General features: G+C 61.7%; 18 protein-coding genes. 6 read left to right on the forward strand and 12 right to left on the reverse strand.

Annotation, left to right across the window (positions count from 1 at the left end; all coding sequences use genetic code 11):
* Positions 1 to 31 precede the first annotated feature (31 nt).
* Genes KUL25_RS05565 through KUL25_RS05580 form a run of 4 tightly spaced genes read left to right on the forward strand, consistent with a single transcriptional unit; the run spans position 32 to position 3,506 of the window.
* Positions 32 to 973 carry a homoserine O-succinyltransferase gene (locus KUL25_RS05565; protein WP_257892034.1) on the forward strand — a complete coding sequence of 314 codons (942 nt, stop codon included), beginning with the start codon at positions 32 to 34 and terminating at the stop codon, positions 971 to 973.
* Positions 970 to 1,914, forward strand: a complete 945-nt coding sequence (locus KUL25_RS05570; protein WP_257892035.1) for an alpha/beta fold hydrolase — start codon at positions 970 to 972, stop codon at positions 1,912 to 1,914. The genes KUL25_RS05565 and KUL25_RS05570 overlap by 4 nt, the downstream gene beginning before the upstream one ends.
* Before the next feature lie 45 nt (positions 1,915 to 1,959).
* On the forward strand, positions 1,960 to 2,889 hold the full coding sequence (ppk2, locus tag KUL25_RS05575) for a polyphosphate kinase 2 (RefSeq protein ID WP_257892036.1): 930 nt from the start codon (positions 1,960 to 1,962) through the stop codon (positions 2,887 to 2,889).
* Positions 2,889 to 3,506: a TetR/AcrR family transcriptional regulator gene (locus KUL25_RS05580; protein WP_257892037.1), complete on the forward strand. Its 618-nt coding sequence runs from the start codon at positions 2,889 to 2,891 to the stop codon at positions 3,504 to 3,506. The genes ppk2 and KUL25_RS05580 overlap by 1 nt, the downstream gene beginning before the upstream one ends.
* Here KUL25_RS05580 and KUL25_RS05585 read toward each other — a convergent pair.
* The 12 genes from KUL25_RS05585 to iscR form a co-directional block, all read right to left on the reverse strand.
* On the reverse strand, positions 3,503 to 4,717 hold the full coding sequence (locus tag KUL25_RS05585; protein WP_257892038.1) for a PAS domain-containing protein: 1,215 nt from the start codon (positions 4,715 to 4,717) through the stop codon (positions 3,503 to 3,505). The genes KUL25_RS05580 and KUL25_RS05585 overlap by 4 nt on opposite strands.
* 104 nt (positions 4,718 to 4,821) lie before the next feature.
* Positions 4,822 to 6,045, reverse strand: coding sequence for a cysteine desulfurase (locus tag KUL25_RS05590; protein WP_257892039.1), 1,224 nt, complete (start codon positions 6,043 to 6,045; stop codon positions 4,822 to 4,824).
* The gene (locus KUL25_RS05595) at positions 6,042 to 6,659 is read right to left on the reverse strand and encodes a YIP1 family protein (RefSeq protein WP_257892040.1); all 618 of its coding nucleotides are present in this window, start codon (positions 6,657 to 6,659) and stop codon (positions 6,042 to 6,044) included. Before KUL25_RS05595 ends, KUL25_RS05590 begins: the two co-directional genes overlap by 4 nt.
* A complete protein-coding gene (locus tag KUL25_RS05600; RefSeq protein WP_068361616.1) occupies positions 6,656 to 7,195 on the reverse strand; it encodes a YIP1 family protein in 540 nt (179 codons plus the stop codon). Before KUL25_RS05600 ends, KUL25_RS05595 begins: the two co-directional genes overlap by 4 nt.
* A gap of 3 nt (positions 7,196 to 7,198) precedes the next feature.
* The gene (locus tag KUL25_RS05605) at positions 7,199 to 8,491 is read right to left on the reverse strand and encodes a SufB/SufD family protein (protein WP_257892041.1); all 1,293 of its coding nucleotides are present in this window, start codon (positions 8,489 to 8,491) and stop codon (positions 7,199 to 7,201) included.
* Positions 8,492 to 9,247: a Fe-S cluster assembly ATPase SufC gene (gene sufC, locus KUL25_RS05610; RefSeq protein ID WP_257892042.1), complete on the reverse strand. Its 756-nt coding sequence runs from the start codon at positions 9,245 to 9,247 to the stop codon at positions 8,492 to 8,494.
* Between the two features lie 9 nt (positions 9,248 to 9,256).
* Positions 9,257 to 10,054: a polysaccharide pyruvyl transferase family protein gene (locus KUL25_RS05615; protein WP_257892043.1), complete on the reverse strand. Its 798-nt coding sequence runs from the start codon at positions 10,052 to 10,054 to the stop codon at positions 9,257 to 9,259.
* A complete protein-coding gene (locus KUL25_RS05620; protein ID WP_257892044.1) occupies positions 10,051 to 10,890 on the reverse strand; it encodes an FkbM family methyltransferase in 840 nt (279 codons plus the stop codon). The genes KUL25_RS05615 and KUL25_RS05620 overlap by 4 nt, the downstream gene beginning before the upstream one ends.
* A gap of 10 nt (positions 10,891 to 10,900) precedes the next feature.
* A complete protein-coding gene (locus tag KUL25_RS05625; protein WP_257892045.1) occupies positions 10,901 to 11,149 on the reverse strand; it encodes a hypothetical protein in 249 nt (82 codons plus the stop codon).
* The gene (sufB, locus tag KUL25_RS05630; protein ID WP_257892046.1) at positions 11,146 to 12,675 is read right to left on the reverse strand and encodes a Fe-S cluster assembly protein SufB; all 1,530 of its coding nucleotides are present in this window, start codon (positions 12,673 to 12,675) and stop codon (positions 11,146 to 11,148) included. The genes KUL25_RS05625 and sufB overlap by 4 nt, the downstream gene beginning before the upstream one ends.
* Positions 12,676 to 12,809: 134 nt before the next feature.
* Entirely contained in the window at positions 12,810 to 13,847 is a 1,038-nt protein-coding gene (locus tag KUL25_RS05635) for a cysteine desulfurase family protein (RefSeq protein ID WP_257892047.1), read from the reverse strand.
* A gap of 138 nt (positions 13,848 to 13,985) precedes the next feature.
* Positions 13,986 to 14,444, reverse strand: coding sequence for a Fe-S cluster assembly transcriptional regulator IscR (gene iscR / locus KUL25_RS05640; RefSeq protein WP_257892048.1), 459 nt, complete (start codon positions 14,442 to 14,444; stop codon positions 13,986 to 13,988).
* Positions 14,445 to 14,657: 213 nt separating this feature from the next.
* On the opposite strand from iscR, the gene KUL25_RS05645 reads away from it, so the two are divergent.
* The gene (locus tag KUL25_RS05645) at positions 14,658 to 15,311 is read left to right on the forward strand and encodes an alpha/beta hydrolase (RefSeq protein WP_068361643.1); all 654 of its coding nucleotides are present in this window, start codon (positions 14,658 to 14,660) and stop codon (positions 15,309 to 15,311) included.
* A gap of 4 nt (positions 15,312 to 15,315) precedes the next feature.
* On the forward strand, positions 15,316 to 15,549 hold the full coding sequence (locus tag KUL25_RS05650; RefSeq protein WP_257892049.1) for a hypothetical protein: 234 nt from the start codon (positions 15,316 to 15,318) through the stop codon (positions 15,547 to 15,549).
* Positions 15,550 to 15,604 lie beyond the last annotated feature (55 nt).

Consider the following 15,604-nt stretch of genomic DNA (forward strand, 5'->3'; position numbering starts at 1 on the left):
TCGAAACCTTCCCCGCGAAGAGACGACACTTATGCCCATAAAACTGCCCGATACCCTGCCCGCCTATAACATCCTGTCGCGCGAAGGCGTGATGGTGATGCCCGAGGATGCGGCCTCGCAGCAGGATATCCGGCCGTTGCGGATCGGGCTTCTCAACCTGATGCCGAAAAAGATCCAGACCGAGACGCAATTCGCGCGCCTGATCGGGGCCACGCCGTTGCAGGTGGAATTCTCGCTGATCCGCATGTCGGACCACGAGTCGAAGAATACCTCGTCCGAGCATATGGATGAATTCTACCGCCCCTTCGCCGAGGTGCGCGCCACCGGCGAGAAGTTCGACGGGCTGATCATCACTGGCGCCCCGATCGAACATCTGCCGTTCGAGGAGGTCACTTATTGGGACGAGTTGAAGACGGTCATGGACTGGACCCAGACCCACGTTCATTCCACCTTCGGCGTCTGCTGGGGTGGCATGGCGATGGCCTATTATTTCCACGGCATCAAAAAGCACATGCTGGCGGCCAAGCACTTCGGCTGCTTCCGCCATGTGAACCTGTCCCCTGCGTCGCCCTACTTGCGCGGCTTCTCGGACGATGTGCTGATGCCGGTGTCGCGCTGGACGGAAGTGCGCGCGGCAGAGGTGGCGGCGGCGGGCCTGACGACGCTGATCGGCTCTGACGAGGTTGGCCCGGCGCTGGTGGAAGATGCCGCCCACCGCGCGCTTTATGTGTTCAACCATTTTGAGTACGACAGCGGCACCCTTAAACAGGAATATGACCGCGACGCCGAGGCCGGCGCGCCAATCAATGTGCCGGTGAACTACTACCCTGAAGATGATCCCACCCGCACGCCAATGAACCGCTGGCGGTCCCACGCGCATCTGCTTTACGGCAATTGGGTGAGTGAGCTGTATCTGACCACACCTTACGACATGGATCAGATCGGGCTTGCCTCGACCGATCTGCGCCGATGAAAATCCTGCTTTGGCTTTTGGCCCTCCTCGTGGTTTTTGCCGTTCTGACGGTGTGGCGCGCCACCCGGAATGAGGCCGCCGCCGAAGCCGCATTTCCCCCTGCGGGGGATTTCGTGGACGTGGGCGGCACCCGCGTGCACTACGTGGAAGAAGGCGAAGGCCCGGTGGTGGTGTATCTCCATGGCTCGGGCGGGAACCTGAACGACGGGTCCTTCGATCTGGTCGCGCGCCTGTCGGACCGCTACCGCGTCATCGCGTTCGACCGCCCCGGTCTGGGGTACACCGACATGTTGGGCCACAACACGCCGCTGGCCGCCCAGGCGCGGCTTCTGGCCGATGCGGCCCTTGCGTTGGGCGCGGAGAACCCCATCGTCGTGGGCCATTCCTTTGGCGGGGCCGTCGCCATGGCCTGGGGGATTGAGCGGCCCGACGTGCTGTCGGGACTGGTCATTCTTGCAGGGGCCACCAACCCCTGGGACACGGGCATCAGCACCTACTACAAATTTCTGTCGCACCCTCTGGCGGGCCCGGTCATGGCCAACCTCTTGGCCGCCTGGGTGCCCGAGCGCATCGTGACTGACAGCGTGAACGCCGTCTTCGCGCCGCAATCGGCGCCGCCGGGCTATTACGCACATTTCGGCCCGGGCCTGACGCTGCGCCGGTTCTCATTGCTGGAAAACGCCCGCCAACGCGCGTCCCTGCTGCCGCAGATCGAGGCGATGGTGCCGCGTTATCCGTCGATCTCGGTGCCCACGGAAATCCTGCACGGGGACGCCGATGCCACCGTGGGGCTGCACATCCATTCGGTCCCACTGAGCCAGCAAATCCCCGACGCCACGCTGACCGTCCTGGAGGGCGTCGGCCACATGCCGCACCATGCCGACCCCCAGGCCGTGGTGGACGCGATCGACCGGCTGGCCGGGCGCGCCGGTCTGCGCTGACCGCGCCTTGCTTCATTGCGAAACGGGGCAAGTACCCCTAATGTAATGGATAATAACATATCGCGAGAGCAGGCCATGACCCAACCCTTCGCCCCCAAACCCTTTGACGGCGCAATCAGCGCCTATTTCAACGACGCGGCGCCGGAATGGGTGCGAAAGCAGATCGCGGGTGGACAGAAGAAAAGCATCCTCGACCCCTCGTACCCTTACCCCAAACGCATGGGGCGCAAGGAATACGAGGCCGATCTGGCGGCGCTGCAAATCGAATTGGTGAAAATGCTGGCCTGGGTGCGCGAGAGTGGCGCGCGCGTCGCCGTCGTGTTCGAGGGGCGCGATGCGGCGGGCAAAGGCGGGGCGATCAAACGCATCCGCGAAAACCTGAACCCGCGCGCGGCGGGCGTCGTGGCTCTGTCGAAACCGACGGAGCGTGAGGCCGGGCAATGGTATTTCCAACGCTACGTCCATCACCTGCCCGCTGCCGGAGAGATAAGGCTGTTCGATCGCAGCTGGTACAACCGGGGCGTGGTCGAAAAGGTTTTCGGCTTTTGCACCGATGCGCAGCGCGAAACTTTCTTCGCACAGTTGCCGGGGTTCGAAAGCACCCTGGCCACGGACGGCATTCACCTGACAAAGATCTGGCTGAACGTGGGCCGGGCCGAGCAGTTGCGACGCTTCCTTGCCCGGGAAGATGACCTCCTGAAGCAATGGAAACTCAGCTGGATCGACGTGGAGGGCTTGAAGAAGTGGGACGCCTACAGCGCGGCAATTGCCGAGACGCTGGAGCGGTCCCATACGCAGGCAGCGCCGTGGACGGTGGTCCGATCCGACGACAAACGGCGCGCGCGGCTTGCCGTGATCCGGTCCGTGCTGCAAGGCCTGGATTATGCCGGCAAGGACACAGCCCTGGTCGGCGCGCCGGATCCCGCGATCACCGACGGGCCCGAGATGTGGTCCGATCCGGGCGCAAATAGCTGATGGGCAAACGCGGCTACCATCATGGCAATCTCAAGCAAGCTCTTGTCGATGCGGCGCTGGGGTTGATCGAGACGAAGGGTCCCACGGGCTTCACGCTATCGGAGGCGGCGAAGAATGCGGGCGTCACGCCTGCCGCCGTCTACCGACACTTCGAGGGGCGTGAGGACCTGATCGCGGAATGCGCCCGCCAGGGCCATGAGATTTTCGCGGATCTGATGGCCCATGCCTTCAACGGGGGCGAACCCTCGGCGCTGGCGGCGTTCGAGGCCACGGGCCGCGCCTATCTTGCCTTTGCCCGCAGGTTTCCGGGCCACTACATGGCAATGTTCGAATCCGGCACCTCGGTCAATGCGACGCCGGAATTGGCGGCGGCGGCAAGAAGATCAAGCGCCGTGCTGGAACATGCGGCCGAAGAACTCTCAAACCATATTCCACCGGAAAAACGCCCGCCGCCTTCGATGTTCTCGGCCCATATCTGGGCGATGTCCCATGGCGTGGTTGAATTGTTCGCACGGGGCCGCCCCGGTGCAAACGCCCCCTTTCCGCCGGAAGACCTGCTGGAAGCTGGGATCGGCATCTACCTGCGGGGGCTGGGGTTGATCGCACCGGACGATTAGGCGGCCAGCTTGGTTTCTAACTCCCGTTGCAGGGCAATCTCGATCTGACCACGCTCGGCCTCGATGGCATACATGCTGGCCTCTGCCGCGGTTTGGAACCGCTGAAGTTGGGTAACGATGTCTTTCAGGCTGCCTTGGGTGTCCCCGATCCGGGCGCTTTCGATCTCACCCATCACCCGCATCATGCTGAGCCCCGACAGGGTCTGTTTGATGTTCCGACACGCGCCGGAAAATGTGTGCAACTCGTTCATGACGTCGCGCAGGATCGCATGGGACTTCGCCATTTGTCGCGGGCGCTGGTCTTTCAGGTGGGCGATTTCTGCAAGGGTTTCCGGGGAAAACGCGCCGTCAGGGTCACTTTCGTATTGCGCCAGAACTTCGCTCAGCAGGCTGCAAGAACAATTGACAGTCAATCCGTGTCCGACCGCGTCGGCCAAATGTTCCAACCCGTTGATGAAAGGTTCAATTCCGGTCTTAATGTTGCCCGCAATCTCATCGAAATTGGTGGAGATCACCCCAAGCGGCGCCGCGTGTATGCCCATGCGCGACGCCTGGATGCGCATGTTCTTCGGCGCGCCTTCGATCGAGGCGAACCCCTTGACGAGGGAGCGGCCTTCGCGCCGGATTTTTTCGAGATGGGTCAGCATATCGACGAAGCGAGACAACCGTTTGTCTGGTGGGCGTTGGGTGGCGACGTCGCGTGCGCGTACCTCTTGCACAAACGCATGGGCCGAAAAACTGGCATAGTCGGGGAAGTCCATTTCCGCGAGCCCGGCCAAAAGGGCCTGGGCGCTTTGCTCTGGCGTCAGGCCTTGCTTCCGCTCTGCCTTGAGGAGCGTCGCATAGAGGGCCTTAACCTTTTCCAACAAGGGACTGGTTGGTTTCAAGCGGACAGAGATATATTCGTCGTCCAGCACTGTGACGATGGCAAACACCCAATAGTAGCGCCCATCCTTGGCCCGGTTCTTGACGTAGACACCGATTGGATTGCCCGCCTCAATGGTGTGCCACATTTGCCAGAAGACGCCTTTTGGCATGTCGTCATGGCGCAGGATCTTGTGGGGTGCCCCGATCAGATCGGGCCAATCATACCCGCTGACGCGGCGAAAAACGTGGTTCCCGCCCTTTATGATGCCGCGCTTGTCTGTGCGTGAAAAGAAAAGCTCTTCCGGCGCAAAGGGGGCGGCTTCATCCCGATGTTCTCGAGACATGGACTGAACGGGTTCGGACATGGGCTACTCACGAATGGGAACGCCCCTCACCTATGGCAGACACGGCTTTCCAAACACTTAACGCCCACGCCCAATCTTTCCGTTCAGGCAAACAGCTCGTGGCACAATTCCAGCGCGTCGACCAGGACGTCCACCTCTGCCTTTGTGTTGTACATCCCGAAGGACGCCCGCGCCGTGGCGTTCACGCCCATATGCTCCATCAGCGGTTGCGCACAATGGTGCCCCGCGCGCACCGCGACACCCTTCTTGTCAAGCACGGTCGAGACATCGTGAGCATGGGCGGCACCTTCCAGCGTGAAGCTGAAAATCGCGCCTTTCGTGGCCGATTGACCCTGTACATTCAGCCAGTTGAGCCCCTTCAGGCGCGTCGTCGCATAGGCCGCCAGATCCGCCTCATGGGCGGCGATGTTCTCCATGCCGACGCCCATCATGTATTCCAACGCGACACCAAGTCCGATCTGCTGGACGATGCCGGGGGTGCCTGCCTCGAACTTCATTGGCGGGTCGTTCCATGTGATGACGTCACGCGAGACGTCGCGGATCATGTCGCCGCCGCCCATGAAGGGGCGCATCTCGGCCATACGGTCCTTCTTGATGTGGATCGCGCCCGAGCCGCTGGGGCCATAAAGCTTGTGCCCGGTGATGGCGTAGAAATCCGCGCCAAGGGTATCGACATCGACGGGCATGTGAACCGCCGATTGCGACCCATCCACCAGCACCGCAATCCCGCGGGCGTGGGCCGCATCCACCACCGTTTTCACGTCGAAGACCGTGCCGAGCACGTTGGACATATGGGCCATGGCCACCAGCTTGGTTTTCGGCCCCATGGCGTCGATAACCGCTTGCGGGTCAAGATCCCCGTTGGCGTCCACGTCCACCCAATTGATCACCACGCCTTGCCGTTCGCGCAGGAAGTGCCACGGGACGATGTTGGCGTGATGCTCGGCGATGGTCAGGATGATCTCATCGCCCGCTTCCATCCGGGGCATCGCCCACCCATAGGCCACCAGATTGATCGCCTCGGTGGTGCCAGAGGTGAAGACGATCTCTTCCTCGTCCTTCGCTCCAAGGAACCTGGCGATGGTGCCGCGCGTACCCTCATACTTCTCGGTCGCAAGGTTGCTGAGGGTGTGCAGACCCCGATGCACGTTGGCGTATTCGTGGCTGTAGGCCTGGGTGATCGCATCGATCACCACCTGTGGCTTCTGGGCCGACGCGCCGTTGTCGAGGTACACGAGCGGTTTACCGTTGACCTCACGCGCAAGGATCGGGAAATCGGCGCGGATCGCCGCTACATCATAATTCATTGGGCCATCGCTCCTTGGGCTATTCCGCCCGTCTCAAATGTCACGCCCAGGATGGTCAGCACGATGCTGAGCGCGAAAAGTATGCCGATGAAGCTGACAAGGGTCATCACGAAGACCATGCCAACCGATTGGAAGCCGTGCAGAACGGCGATGAAATTGACCAGGACCCAAAAGAATAGCCCGATCGCCACGAGTGTCACCATCGCCGCCAAAGGCGGCGCGATCAGCAACAGGATCAACTGCAACACCTGGATCAGGAAGAAGACGAATTGCAGCCAGGTGATCAGGGCCAGCGCGCCGTCGAAATTCCCCACGCCGCCAAAAGCGCGCCCGATATTGGTGATGGCAAAGACCATCAGGAACAGGAAGGCGGCCTGCAACAGGCCAAGGGCAAGGGCCGACTGCCCGGTAAGGGGGCCCGCTTCGGGGGCCGGTGCGATCAGCGACACGACCTCTCCCATCATCAGCGACAGGGTGATCATCAGCGTGAAGGCCAGCCATAACGCGGGGCGTGGCGGTGCAAGGCGCAGGGCCTCGGCCGCGCCCGCCTTGGGGTCCTTGATCGTCTCAAAAGCCAGTTTGCCCAAGAAGCGCAGGTCCATCAGATCACTCATGGTGCTGTTCCTTCGGGATTGCTCTCGGCCTCTCGCAGGCCCACGCTCCAGAATAACAGGAAGGCGCCCAACACGATGACACCCGCGATCTGTTGTGCGGGCCCCGGTCCGATGAAGCCGGACACAAGGCCATGGAACAGCCACGCGGGACCAGAGGCAAGAAGCGCCCAGAACAGCGCCAGACGGGCCGAATAGAAGCTGCCCTTGCCGCCGAAAAGCTTGGCGATCAAATGCGTCAGCCCGCCGATGAAGTAGAACAACAGCGGCCAGACAAGCAACCAAGCAAAACCAGTGATCGCGATCTCGGCCTGGAACGTCGCCACCTTGTCCGAGGCCTTCGCCCCCATCGCCAGCCATTCCTGTTGCTCAAGCGTATTGGCCCGCTGCAAACGCGGCAGCTGGCCCACGAAGATCAGCGCACAGGCCGCGAACAGAAAGGCCAGCGCGCGATCTTCGCGCTGCCCCATCGCCAACAACTTGCGTATCACCGCGCGTGGACGCCGCCACGTGGCGGCTATGTCCTGTGTGACGCTCATGGATCAGCCGTGCCGCCTGCGCACCAGCCATTCCTCCAGCCGCGCCAGGACGTCTGCACGCAAGGCCTCATCGTCGATTTCGTCAATCGCCTCGGCCAGGAACGCCAGCACCAGAAGGTCCGTCGCCTGATCGTTCGGCACGCCGCGCGATTGCAGGTAGAACAGCGCGTCCTCGTCGATCGCGCCCGTGGTGGAGCCGTGGGAACAGATCACATCATCGGCGTAGATCTCCAGCTCGGGCTTGGCCTGAAAACTGCTGTCGTCATCGAGCAGAAGGGCTTGGCTGATCTGGTATCCGTCGGTCTTTTGGGCACCTGCCTTGACCAGGATCTTGCCCTGAAACACGCCCTCGGCGCCGTTGCGCAAAACCTTCTTGAACACCTGACGGCTTTCGCAGTTCACTGCATCATGGGTGATGAAGACGGTGTCGTCGTGATGGAATGGCGCGCTCTTGCCATCGCCAAGGGCTGCGCCCGCAACGTGGGCCACGGCGTTATCTCCCACGATTTCAATGACATGTTCGTTGCGGGTCGTGACGCCATTGGCGGTGGTGGTGAAGGATTTATAGATGGATTCCTTGCCGACACGCGCGAACATATGCGTCACGGCGCGGCGTTCATGGTCGCGGCCCTGGGCGCGAACGTGATGAAAGACGCCGCCATCTGCCACGTCGATCTCCATGCATTTGTTGAACCGCGCGGCCGCCGGGCCAACTTCCAGCACCGTCAACTGGGCCCCGGTTTCCACCCGCACCAGATGGTGCAGAATCGCGTCCGAGGTTTCATCGCGGTGCAGGTAGATCAGCGCCACGGGCCTTTCGGCCTTGGCCGTGGCCCGGATCACGATGCCGTCTGTCGCAAACGCCGTGTTGAGCGCCGCCAAGGGGCGTGGCACAGGGGTTTGGCCCGCCGCTTCGCGGGTACCGTAAAGGTCCTTGGCCCAATGGATGTCCTTGGACAGCACGTCTGAAAGACGCTCGATCTCAAGGCCCGCCATGGTGAGATCATCGGATTTTTCTGCGTCGAAGATGCCGTCCACGAAAACAACCTTCAGGCGGTCGACGTCCTTGAATAGCGGAACCTCGTCCGTATCGCGGAAAATGGCCGCACGCGGAGCAGCGACTTGCGTCAGCGACGACGGATCGGTGTAGCGCCAGTATTCATCGCGCCGCGTGGGCAGTCCCATCGCGTGGACACGGGCCAGCGCGGCGTTGCGCGCCTCGGGCGCGCCTGCGGGCATGGTCAAAGCCGCAAGCCGCGCCTGCGTCAGATCTGGTTTCGGAGCCGGATTGGCCATTTACGCCACCTCCGCCAGGATATCGGCATAGCCGTTCTGCTCGACCTCAAGGGCCAGTTCTGGACCACCGGACTTCACGATGCGCCCGTCGGCCATGATGTGCACGACGTCAGGTTTGATGTGGTCCAGCAGGCGCTGGTAGTGGGTGATCACCAGAAACCCGCGACCGGCATCGCGCAACGCGTTCACGCCCTCGGACACCAGCTTCATCGCATCCACGTCAAGGCCTGAGTCCGTCTCGTCGAGGATGCACATCTTCGGCTCCAGCATCGCCATTTGCAGAATTTCATTCCGCTTCTTCTCACCGCCCGAGAAGCCGACGTTCACGGGACGCTTGAGCATTTCGGCGTCGATCTTCAGGTCCTTGGCCTTGGCGCGGATCACCTTGAGGAAGTCACCTGCCGACATCTCTTCCTCGCCCCGCAACTTGCGCTGCGCGTTCACCGCGGTGCGCAGGAAGGTCATGTTTCCGACGCCGGGGATCTCAACGGGGTATTGGAACGCCAGAAACAGGCCAGCGGCGGCGCGCTCTTCAGGCGCCATGTCCAGCAGGTCTTCGCCGTCCAGCGTCGCTGTGCCGCCGGTCACCTCGTAGCCGCCCTTGCCAGACAACACGTAAGACAGCGTGGACTTACCCGATCCGTTCGGCCCCATGATCGCATGGACCGAACCGGCCGCGACATCAAGATCCACACCCTTGAGGATCTGCTTGTCTTCTTCTTCAAGTTTTACGGCCAAGCCTTTGATATTCAGCATAATCTCACCTCATTGCGATGTGTTTACCCCGGCACGCAGCTCGGCCGGGAAGTGTTTCAGAAGGCTCTCGCGGCAGCGCGCGATGCCCTCGGCATAGGGAAATGGCGTGTCCTTCGCAGCGCGGGCCGCGCGGGGCACATCGTCGATCTCGACCGGCGCGATCATGTCGCGCCCGATGGAGGCGGCGTAGTCGTGATACTTCAGGCGGCCCTGCGTGTCCGGGTTCATCCATGTGTTGGCAATGTCATAGGCATCGGCCACGATCAGCCCGTGCAGCGAGGCGCTGAACACATGGGCCGACGACGCGATTTCGCGGCAGACGGTGACCGGATCGAGACGGGAATCGATCAGGTGCAGCGCCGGGTCAGCCTCCACCATGTCGACAAATCGCGGGTCTTCCATCTGGCTGTGATGGGGAATGATCGCCACACGATCATGGCGCTCGGGTACCGGGCCGATAACCGCGTCGGCCAGCAGGCCGGGGTCGCCAAACTCATTCATCTTCAAGCGCAGGAACGCGGCCGAGATCGGCCCCCGCAACAGACGCACCTGCACGTTTTCCAGAAAATCTTTGCGGTAGAACGGGTTAAGAAGCCCCGTGCCCCAAAGAAACGGCCCGTCCCCGCGCGCGCGCTCTGTCCAATGCTTGGAGATCACATGCATCAGCGACCCCAGCGCAAACAGCTCTGCCTGTTTTGGGCGCACATTCACGACCTCTCGCCCCGAGACATGCGCGACGATCAAATGGCTCAGCGCATCGCCGAAGTTCGGCGCGGGCCAGTAGTAAAGGCGGATCGGGGCCGTCATCCATCGCCCCCTTCGTGGGCGCCTGTCTTCGCAGCGGCGCCATATGGGGCGGTCAGGACGGCCAGCCGCTCTTCCGGCACGCAGAGGAAATTGCGGTTTTCCTTGTAGTGCTTGAACGAGGCGGGCAGCGCGAACCCATGGGCCAGCCGCCAATCGGCGAAATCATGGATGTTCTCGCGATCGACCTCCACCAGCAGCACGGGTCGCGTGCGCGCGATGGTCTTTTGCAACCCCCGCAGCACCTGCATTTCCATGCCTTCGACGTCGATCTTGATGAAATCAGGCGTCTCGTCGAACAGGAAATCGTCGGGGCGCAGCGTGGCGATCTCCCCCTCACCCGGCACCATTCTGGCGGCACCAAGGTTCTTGCGCCGCTGGGTCATCGCGAAGCCCTCGCGATCCACGTCAGAGGCCCCAAAACCCACATAGTCGAACACGGTTCGGTCGTGGAGGCCGTTCATCACCATGTTCAGGATCAGCAAACGGTAGGCCAAGGGGTTGGGTTCAAACGGAATAAGCCGACCCGCCGCGCAAAAAAGGCCCGCGTAAAGGCTGTGGTTGCCGACATTGGCCCCGATGTCCAGAAACGTGCCGCCGTCCGGCAGATGTTGCCGCATCAGCGCCAGTTCTTCGGGTTCGAAAAACGCACCGTCTCGGTGGCTGCGTTGGATCGGGTCCCGCTCCATGTCCGTGGCAAAGTGAACCGCCTGCCCCTCGATCTCGCACGCCGTCACGCCCACGGACGCCAGATCCGCCACGTCCGCAGACAGCAAACGCGCCAGAACGGCGTCGCTCTGGCAGATGCCATGGGCGGTATGGAGGGCGTCGTGGATCATCGATCAAACTCTAGAAATAGACGGTGCCGCCAAGGCTGCGCGCAAAGCAGCTTAGGAAATGTGCCGGGCCGACTGTGTTACTGAGGCAATACGTGCCATCGGACAAAATCGTGACGCCGCCCAATTCAAAAATCATTGGAACGCCCGTGACGTCGCCGGGCAGGTGTACACTCCCGCCTAATGCGGGATCGACCAACAAGCCAGAAGAGGCAGACAGCACAAACCCTCCGACCATCAGGGAAAGGACGAACCGCTTCACCCCACAGAGCCTTCGAGCGAGATCGCCACCAACTGCTGCGCTTCCATGGCGAATTCCATCGGCAGGGCTTGCAGCACCTCCTTGGCAAAGCCGTTGACGATCAGCGCGACCGCCTCTTCCTCGTCCATGCCGCGGGACTGACAGTAGAACATCTGGTCGTCGTCGACCTTCGATGTGGTCGCCTCATGCTCCACGCGTGACGAGTTATTCTTCACCTCAATGTACGGCACCGTGTGGGCCCCGCATTTATCGCCGATCAGAAGACTGTCGCATTGGGTATAGTTGCGGCTGTCCTTGGCCTTGGGGTGCATCGACACAAGGCCGCGATAGGTATTTTGCGCGCGCCCCGCAGAAATCCCCTTGGAGACGATGCGCGATTTCGTGCGCTTGCCCAGGTGCACCATCTTGGTGCCGGTGTCGGCCTGCTGCATGTTGTTGGCAATCGCGATGGAGTAAAACTCGCCCTGGCTGTCGTCACCGCGCAGGATGCACGACGGGTACTTCCACGTCACGGCGCTGCCCGTCTCCACCTGCGTCCACATCACCTTGGATCGGTCGCCCCGGCAATCGGCGCGCTTGGTGACGAAGTTGTAGATGCCGCCCACGCCGTTCTCGTCGCCCGGATACCAGTTCTGGACGGTCGAATACTTGATCTCTGCATCGTCCAGCAGGACCAGTTCCACCACTGCTGCGTGCAGCTGGTGGGTGTCGCGCATCGGCGCGGTGCAACCTTCGAGGTAGGAGACGTAGGACTCCTTGTCGGCGATGATCAGCGTCCGCTCGAACTGGCCCGTGTTCTCCGCGTTGATGCGGAAATACGTCGACAGCTCCATCGGGCAGCGGACGCCGGGCGGGATATAGACGAAGGACCCGTCGGAAAAGACCGCGCTGTTGAGCGTCGCAAAGAAGTTGTCGGTGATCGGCACGACCGAGCCGAGGTATTTCTTCACCAGATCAGGATGCTCTTTGATCGCCTCGGAAATCGAGCAGAAGATCACCCCTGCCCTCTTCAACTCTGCCTGAAACGTGGTGCCCACGGACACGGAGTCAAAGACCGCATCCACGGCCACCTTGCGACCTTCGGCGGGAATATCTTCCGCGCCCTCGACACCGGCAAGGATCATTTGCTCCTTCAGCGGAATGCCAAGCTTCTTGTATGTTTCCAACAGCTTGGGATCGACCTCATCCAGGGATTTTGGCTTGGTCTCCATGCTTTTGGGGCGCGCATAGTAATACTGAGATTGGTAATCGATGGCGGGGTAGTCGACCATCGCCCATTCAGGCTCTTTCATCTGCTTCCAGCGCTTGAACGCTTGCAGACGCCAATCCAGCATCCACTCCGGCTCTTCGTTCTTCTCGGAAATCAGGCGGACGATGTCCTCGTTCACGCCGATGGGCGCGTAGTCCATCTCGATGTCGGTGTTCCAGCCGTACTTGTAGGCCCCGCCAAGATCCTTGACCGCATCGACCGTTTCCTGATCCACGCCGTCCTTGACCTGAACTTCCTTGATATCAAGTGCGCTCATCGTGCCCTCCAACCCGCGCTGTTCGCGCATCTATCGTCACCGCGCGCTGCTGGCGCGCCTCTTCGTACTGCGCGCTACCAGCGCGGCTTCTGTCACCGCGCGCCTTCAACGCCGCTTTTCTTCACCGCGCGCTTTCAGCGCGACAATTTCTTCATCCGAGCCTTCAGAAATGCGTCGCAAAACGCCTCGACCTGATGCTCCGTCACCGAGGGCCCAAGGGAAACGCGCAGGGCGCTGCCAGATTGAGCCTCGGAATATCCCATCGCGCGCAACACGCCCGACACTTTCACCTTGCCGCTGGAACATGCCGAGCCCGCCGAAACGGCGAATCCAGCAAGGTCCATGGCCATCACCTGCGTCTCGCCCTTCCAGCCCTCGGTGATGAACAGCGAGGTGTTCGGCAAACGATCCACACCTTGTCTGACTAAAATAGTCGAATTTCCGGCGGCTTCCAGAGTCTTTTCTAGAAATATTCTAAGTTTGTTCACCGGCTCCCATTTTCCATCGGCCAAATCTCGTGCCGCCGCCTCGGCTGCCGCTCCGAATCCAGCGATCCCAATGAGGTTTTCCGTGCCGTGGCGGCGGCCCATCTCTTGCCCGCCACCGCGGATCTGCGCCTGTACATCAAGGCCACGCCGCATGACCAGCGCTCCCACCCCCTTCGGTCCGCCGATCTTGTGGGACGAGACAATCACCATGTCGATGCCGGACCAATCAAAGGCCAGCGGCACTTTGCCGAACCCTTGCGTCCAGTCGCTGACGGCCAACCCTTGGGGCAAATCCTGCAAGATCCCTGTCTCGGAATTCGCAACTTGCACGCAGGCCGCCGCGGGCTCCGGTACCCTCACGCGGCCATCGGGCCCAACCGCCAAATCCTCCTGGCCCCAGGCCCGCACCGCATCATGCTCGACGGAGGCGACATGCAAATTCCGCCCGGCCATCGCCAATGCCGCCGCCTCCGTGGCGCCCGAAACAAACACGACGTCGGCAGCTTGCGCCCCCAGCGCCTCGGCCACCTGTCGCCGCGCGCGCTCCATCATGGCCTTCGCTGCACGACCCTCGGAATGCACCGACGAGGGGTTGCCCACAACGTCCATCGCGGCCCCCATCGCAGCGCGCGCCTGCGGGCGCAATGGCGCCGTCGCGTTCCAATCCAGATAGGCGCGCGTCATTGCCAGCCCGCGCAGCCAAACCCTTGCAAGGGTTTGTGAAAACTCTTGCAAGAGTTTTCCGCCCGGCGCCACGCCGGGCCCAGACCCTTGCAAGGGTCTGCAAAAACTCTTGCAAGAGTTTTTCTTTCACCAGATCGGTTACTCATCCACCAACTCTAAGAGGTTGGGCACCGCAGGGCACGGCGACAGCTCGTTTTTCACCACATCAGACAAGCGCGTCTGGTGCAGAAACACATAGACATGGGCCGAGAACCCCTCCCACAGCCTGTTCGTCAGGCTCTGTGCGCGCGACCCCGACGCTCCACCCGTCGCCCCCGCGCCCGTATGCAGAGCGCTGACTGTCTCATCGACCGCCTCGAAAATCTCCACCACTCGGATCTCGGTCGCCGGGCGGGCCAACCTGTAGCCGCCGCCGGGCCCGCGCACCGACGTCACAAGATCGGCTCGGCGCAACTTTACGAACAGCTGTTCCAGGTACGGCAGGCTCACGTTCTGTCGCTTGGACAGTTCAGACAACGACGTCAGCGCGTCATCCTTCTGAAGTGCGAGGTCCGCCATGGCCACCATCGCGTAACGGCCCTTCGTGCTCAGCTTCATCTGCCGCTCCTGCCGCCCTGTCCCTGATCCGTTAATACAGAGTGTTGACGCTTGAATGATTGACCTTTTCGCGCCCCGCCCTTAACTGCGAAGCAACCTTTGCGCAGCCCATTGCCTGCGCATACTTTGGAATCGTTCTAGGGTGGTCCGTGTAGTCCGTCAAGAAACTGCACCCTTCCGCCCCAAGAGACGCGAACGCGATAGGAGACGTGGATGCCCGAGGTTATTTTCCCCGGACCAGAAGGACGCCTTGAGGGCCGTTACCACCCCCAAAAGGCCAAGGACGCCCCCATTGCCATCATCCTGCACCCACATCCGCAGTTCGGCGGCACGATGAACAACCGCGTCGTGTATAATCTGCACTATGCTTTCCACCAGATGGGCTTCACGGTTCTGCGCTTCAACTTCCGCGGCGTGGGTCGCAGCCAGGGTGAATACGACCAGGGCATTGGAGAGCTGTCCGACGCCGCCTCCGCCCTTGATTACCTGCAATCGATGAACCCCAACTCCAAGCATTGCTGGGTTGCGGGCTTCTCCTTCGGCGCATGGATCGGGATGCAGCTCTTGATGCGACGGCCCGAAATCACCGGATTCATCTCTGTTTCTCCGCCCGCCAATATGTACGATTTCTCGTTCCTCGCGCCTTGCCCGGCCTCGGGCCTCGTGATCAACGGCACCGCTGACCGCGTCGCCAAGCCGCAAGATACCCGTATCCTCGTGGACAAGCTTCACGAGCAGAAAGGCATCACGATCACCCACGAAGAGGCAGAGGGCGCGGGCCACTTCTTCGAGGATCCCCATATGGACCCGATGATCGACAGCGTGCAGACCTACGTCCGCCGTCGCCTGACCGAGAATACACGGTAGACCCATGGGCCTTGCGAACGACCTGGCCGAGAAACTCGCCATCGACGCCTGTGCGGCGGCGCTTGCGCTGGATGATGAGAGCCTTCCCGAAACGATCGCGCAGATCGTTGGTGCGTCCTCTCCGACCACGGAAGAACTCTACCGCACCGCCGTTCGCGTGATCCAGGCCGAGGCCCGGGCGCGCAAGGTCCTTGAAGCGACGCTCAAGGCGGCCGAGGATGCCGATACGTCTCCTTAGGTTCTTGCCGAGTTTAGCACATCATCCCACCGCGCTAACTGTCCCGGCCAAATCA

The organism is Gymnodinialimonas phycosphaerae, from assembly GCF_019195455.1.
In the GTDB taxonomy this organism is placed as follows: Bacteria; Pseudomonadota; Alphaproteobacteria; order Rhodobacterales; family Rhodobacteraceae; genus Gymnodinialimonas; species Gymnodinialimonas phycosphaerae.

Bases quoted from the DNA above. Each gene is read 5' to 3' on its own strand.
- KUL25_RS05565 (WP_257892034.1), top strand. From the start codon at position 32: ATGCCCATAAAACTGCCCGATACCCTGCCCGCCTATAACATCCTGTCG.
- KUL25_RS05570 (WP_257892035.1), top strand. From the start codon at position 970: ATGAAAATCCTGCTTTGGCTTTTGGCCCTCCTCGTGGTTTTTGCCGTT.
- ppk2 (WP_257892036.1), top strand. From the start codon at position 1,960: ATGGATAATAACATATCGCGAGAGCAGGCCATGACCCAACCCTTCGCC.
- KUL25_RS05580 (WP_257892037.1), top strand. From the start codon at position 2,889: ATGGGCAAACGCGGCTACCATCATGGCAATCTCAAGCAAGCTCTTGTC.
- KUL25_RS05585 (WP_257892038.1), bottom strand. From the start codon at position 4,717: ATGTCTCGAGAACATCGGGATGAAGCCGCCCCCTTTGCGCCGGAAGAG.
- KUL25_RS05590 (WP_257892039.1), bottom strand. From the start codon at position 6,045: ATGAATTATGATGTAGCGGCGATCCGCGCCGATTTCCCGATCCTTGCG.
- KUL25_RS05595 (WP_257892040.1), bottom strand. From the start codon at position 6,659: ATGAGTGATCTGATGGACCTGCGCTTCTTGGGCAAACTGGCTTTTGAG.
- KUL25_RS05600 (WP_068361616.1), bottom strand. From the start codon at position 7,195: ATGAGCGTCACACAGGACATAGCCGCCACGTGGCGGCGTCCACGCGCG.
- KUL25_RS05605 (WP_257892041.1), bottom strand. From the start codon at position 8,491: ATGGCCAATCCGGCTCCGAAACCAGATCTGACGCAGGCGCGGCTTGCG.
- sufC (WP_257892042.1), bottom strand. From the start codon at position 9,247: ATGCTGAATATCAAAGGCTTGGCCGTAAAACTTGAAGAAGAAGACAAG.
- KUL25_RS05615 (WP_257892043.1), bottom strand. From the start codon at position 10,054: ATGACGGCCCCGATCCGCCTTTACTACTGGCCCGCGCCGAACTTCGGC.
- KUL25_RS05620 (WP_257892044.1), bottom strand. From the start codon at position 10,890: ATGATCCACGACGCCCTCCATACCGCCCATGGCATCTGCCAGAGCGAC.
- sufB (WP_257892046.1), bottom strand. From the start codon at position 12,675: ATGAGCGCACTTGATATCAAGGAAGTTCAGGTCAAGGACGGCGTGGAT.
- KUL25_RS05635 (WP_257892047.1), bottom strand. From the start codon at position 13,847: ATGACGCGCGCCTATCTGGATTGGAACGCGACGGCGCCATTGCGCCCG.
- iscR (WP_257892048.1), bottom strand. From the start codon at position 14,444: ATGAAGCTGAGCACGAAGGGCCGTTACGCGATGGTGGCCATGGCGGAC.
- KUL25_RS05645 (WP_068361643.1), top strand. From the start codon at position 14,658: ATGCCCGAGGTTATTTTCCCCGGACCAGAAGGACGCCTTGAGGGCCGT.
- KUL25_RS05650 (WP_257892049.1), top strand. From the start codon at position 15,316: ATGGGCCTTGCGAACGACCTGGCCGAGAAACTCGCCATCGACGCCTGT.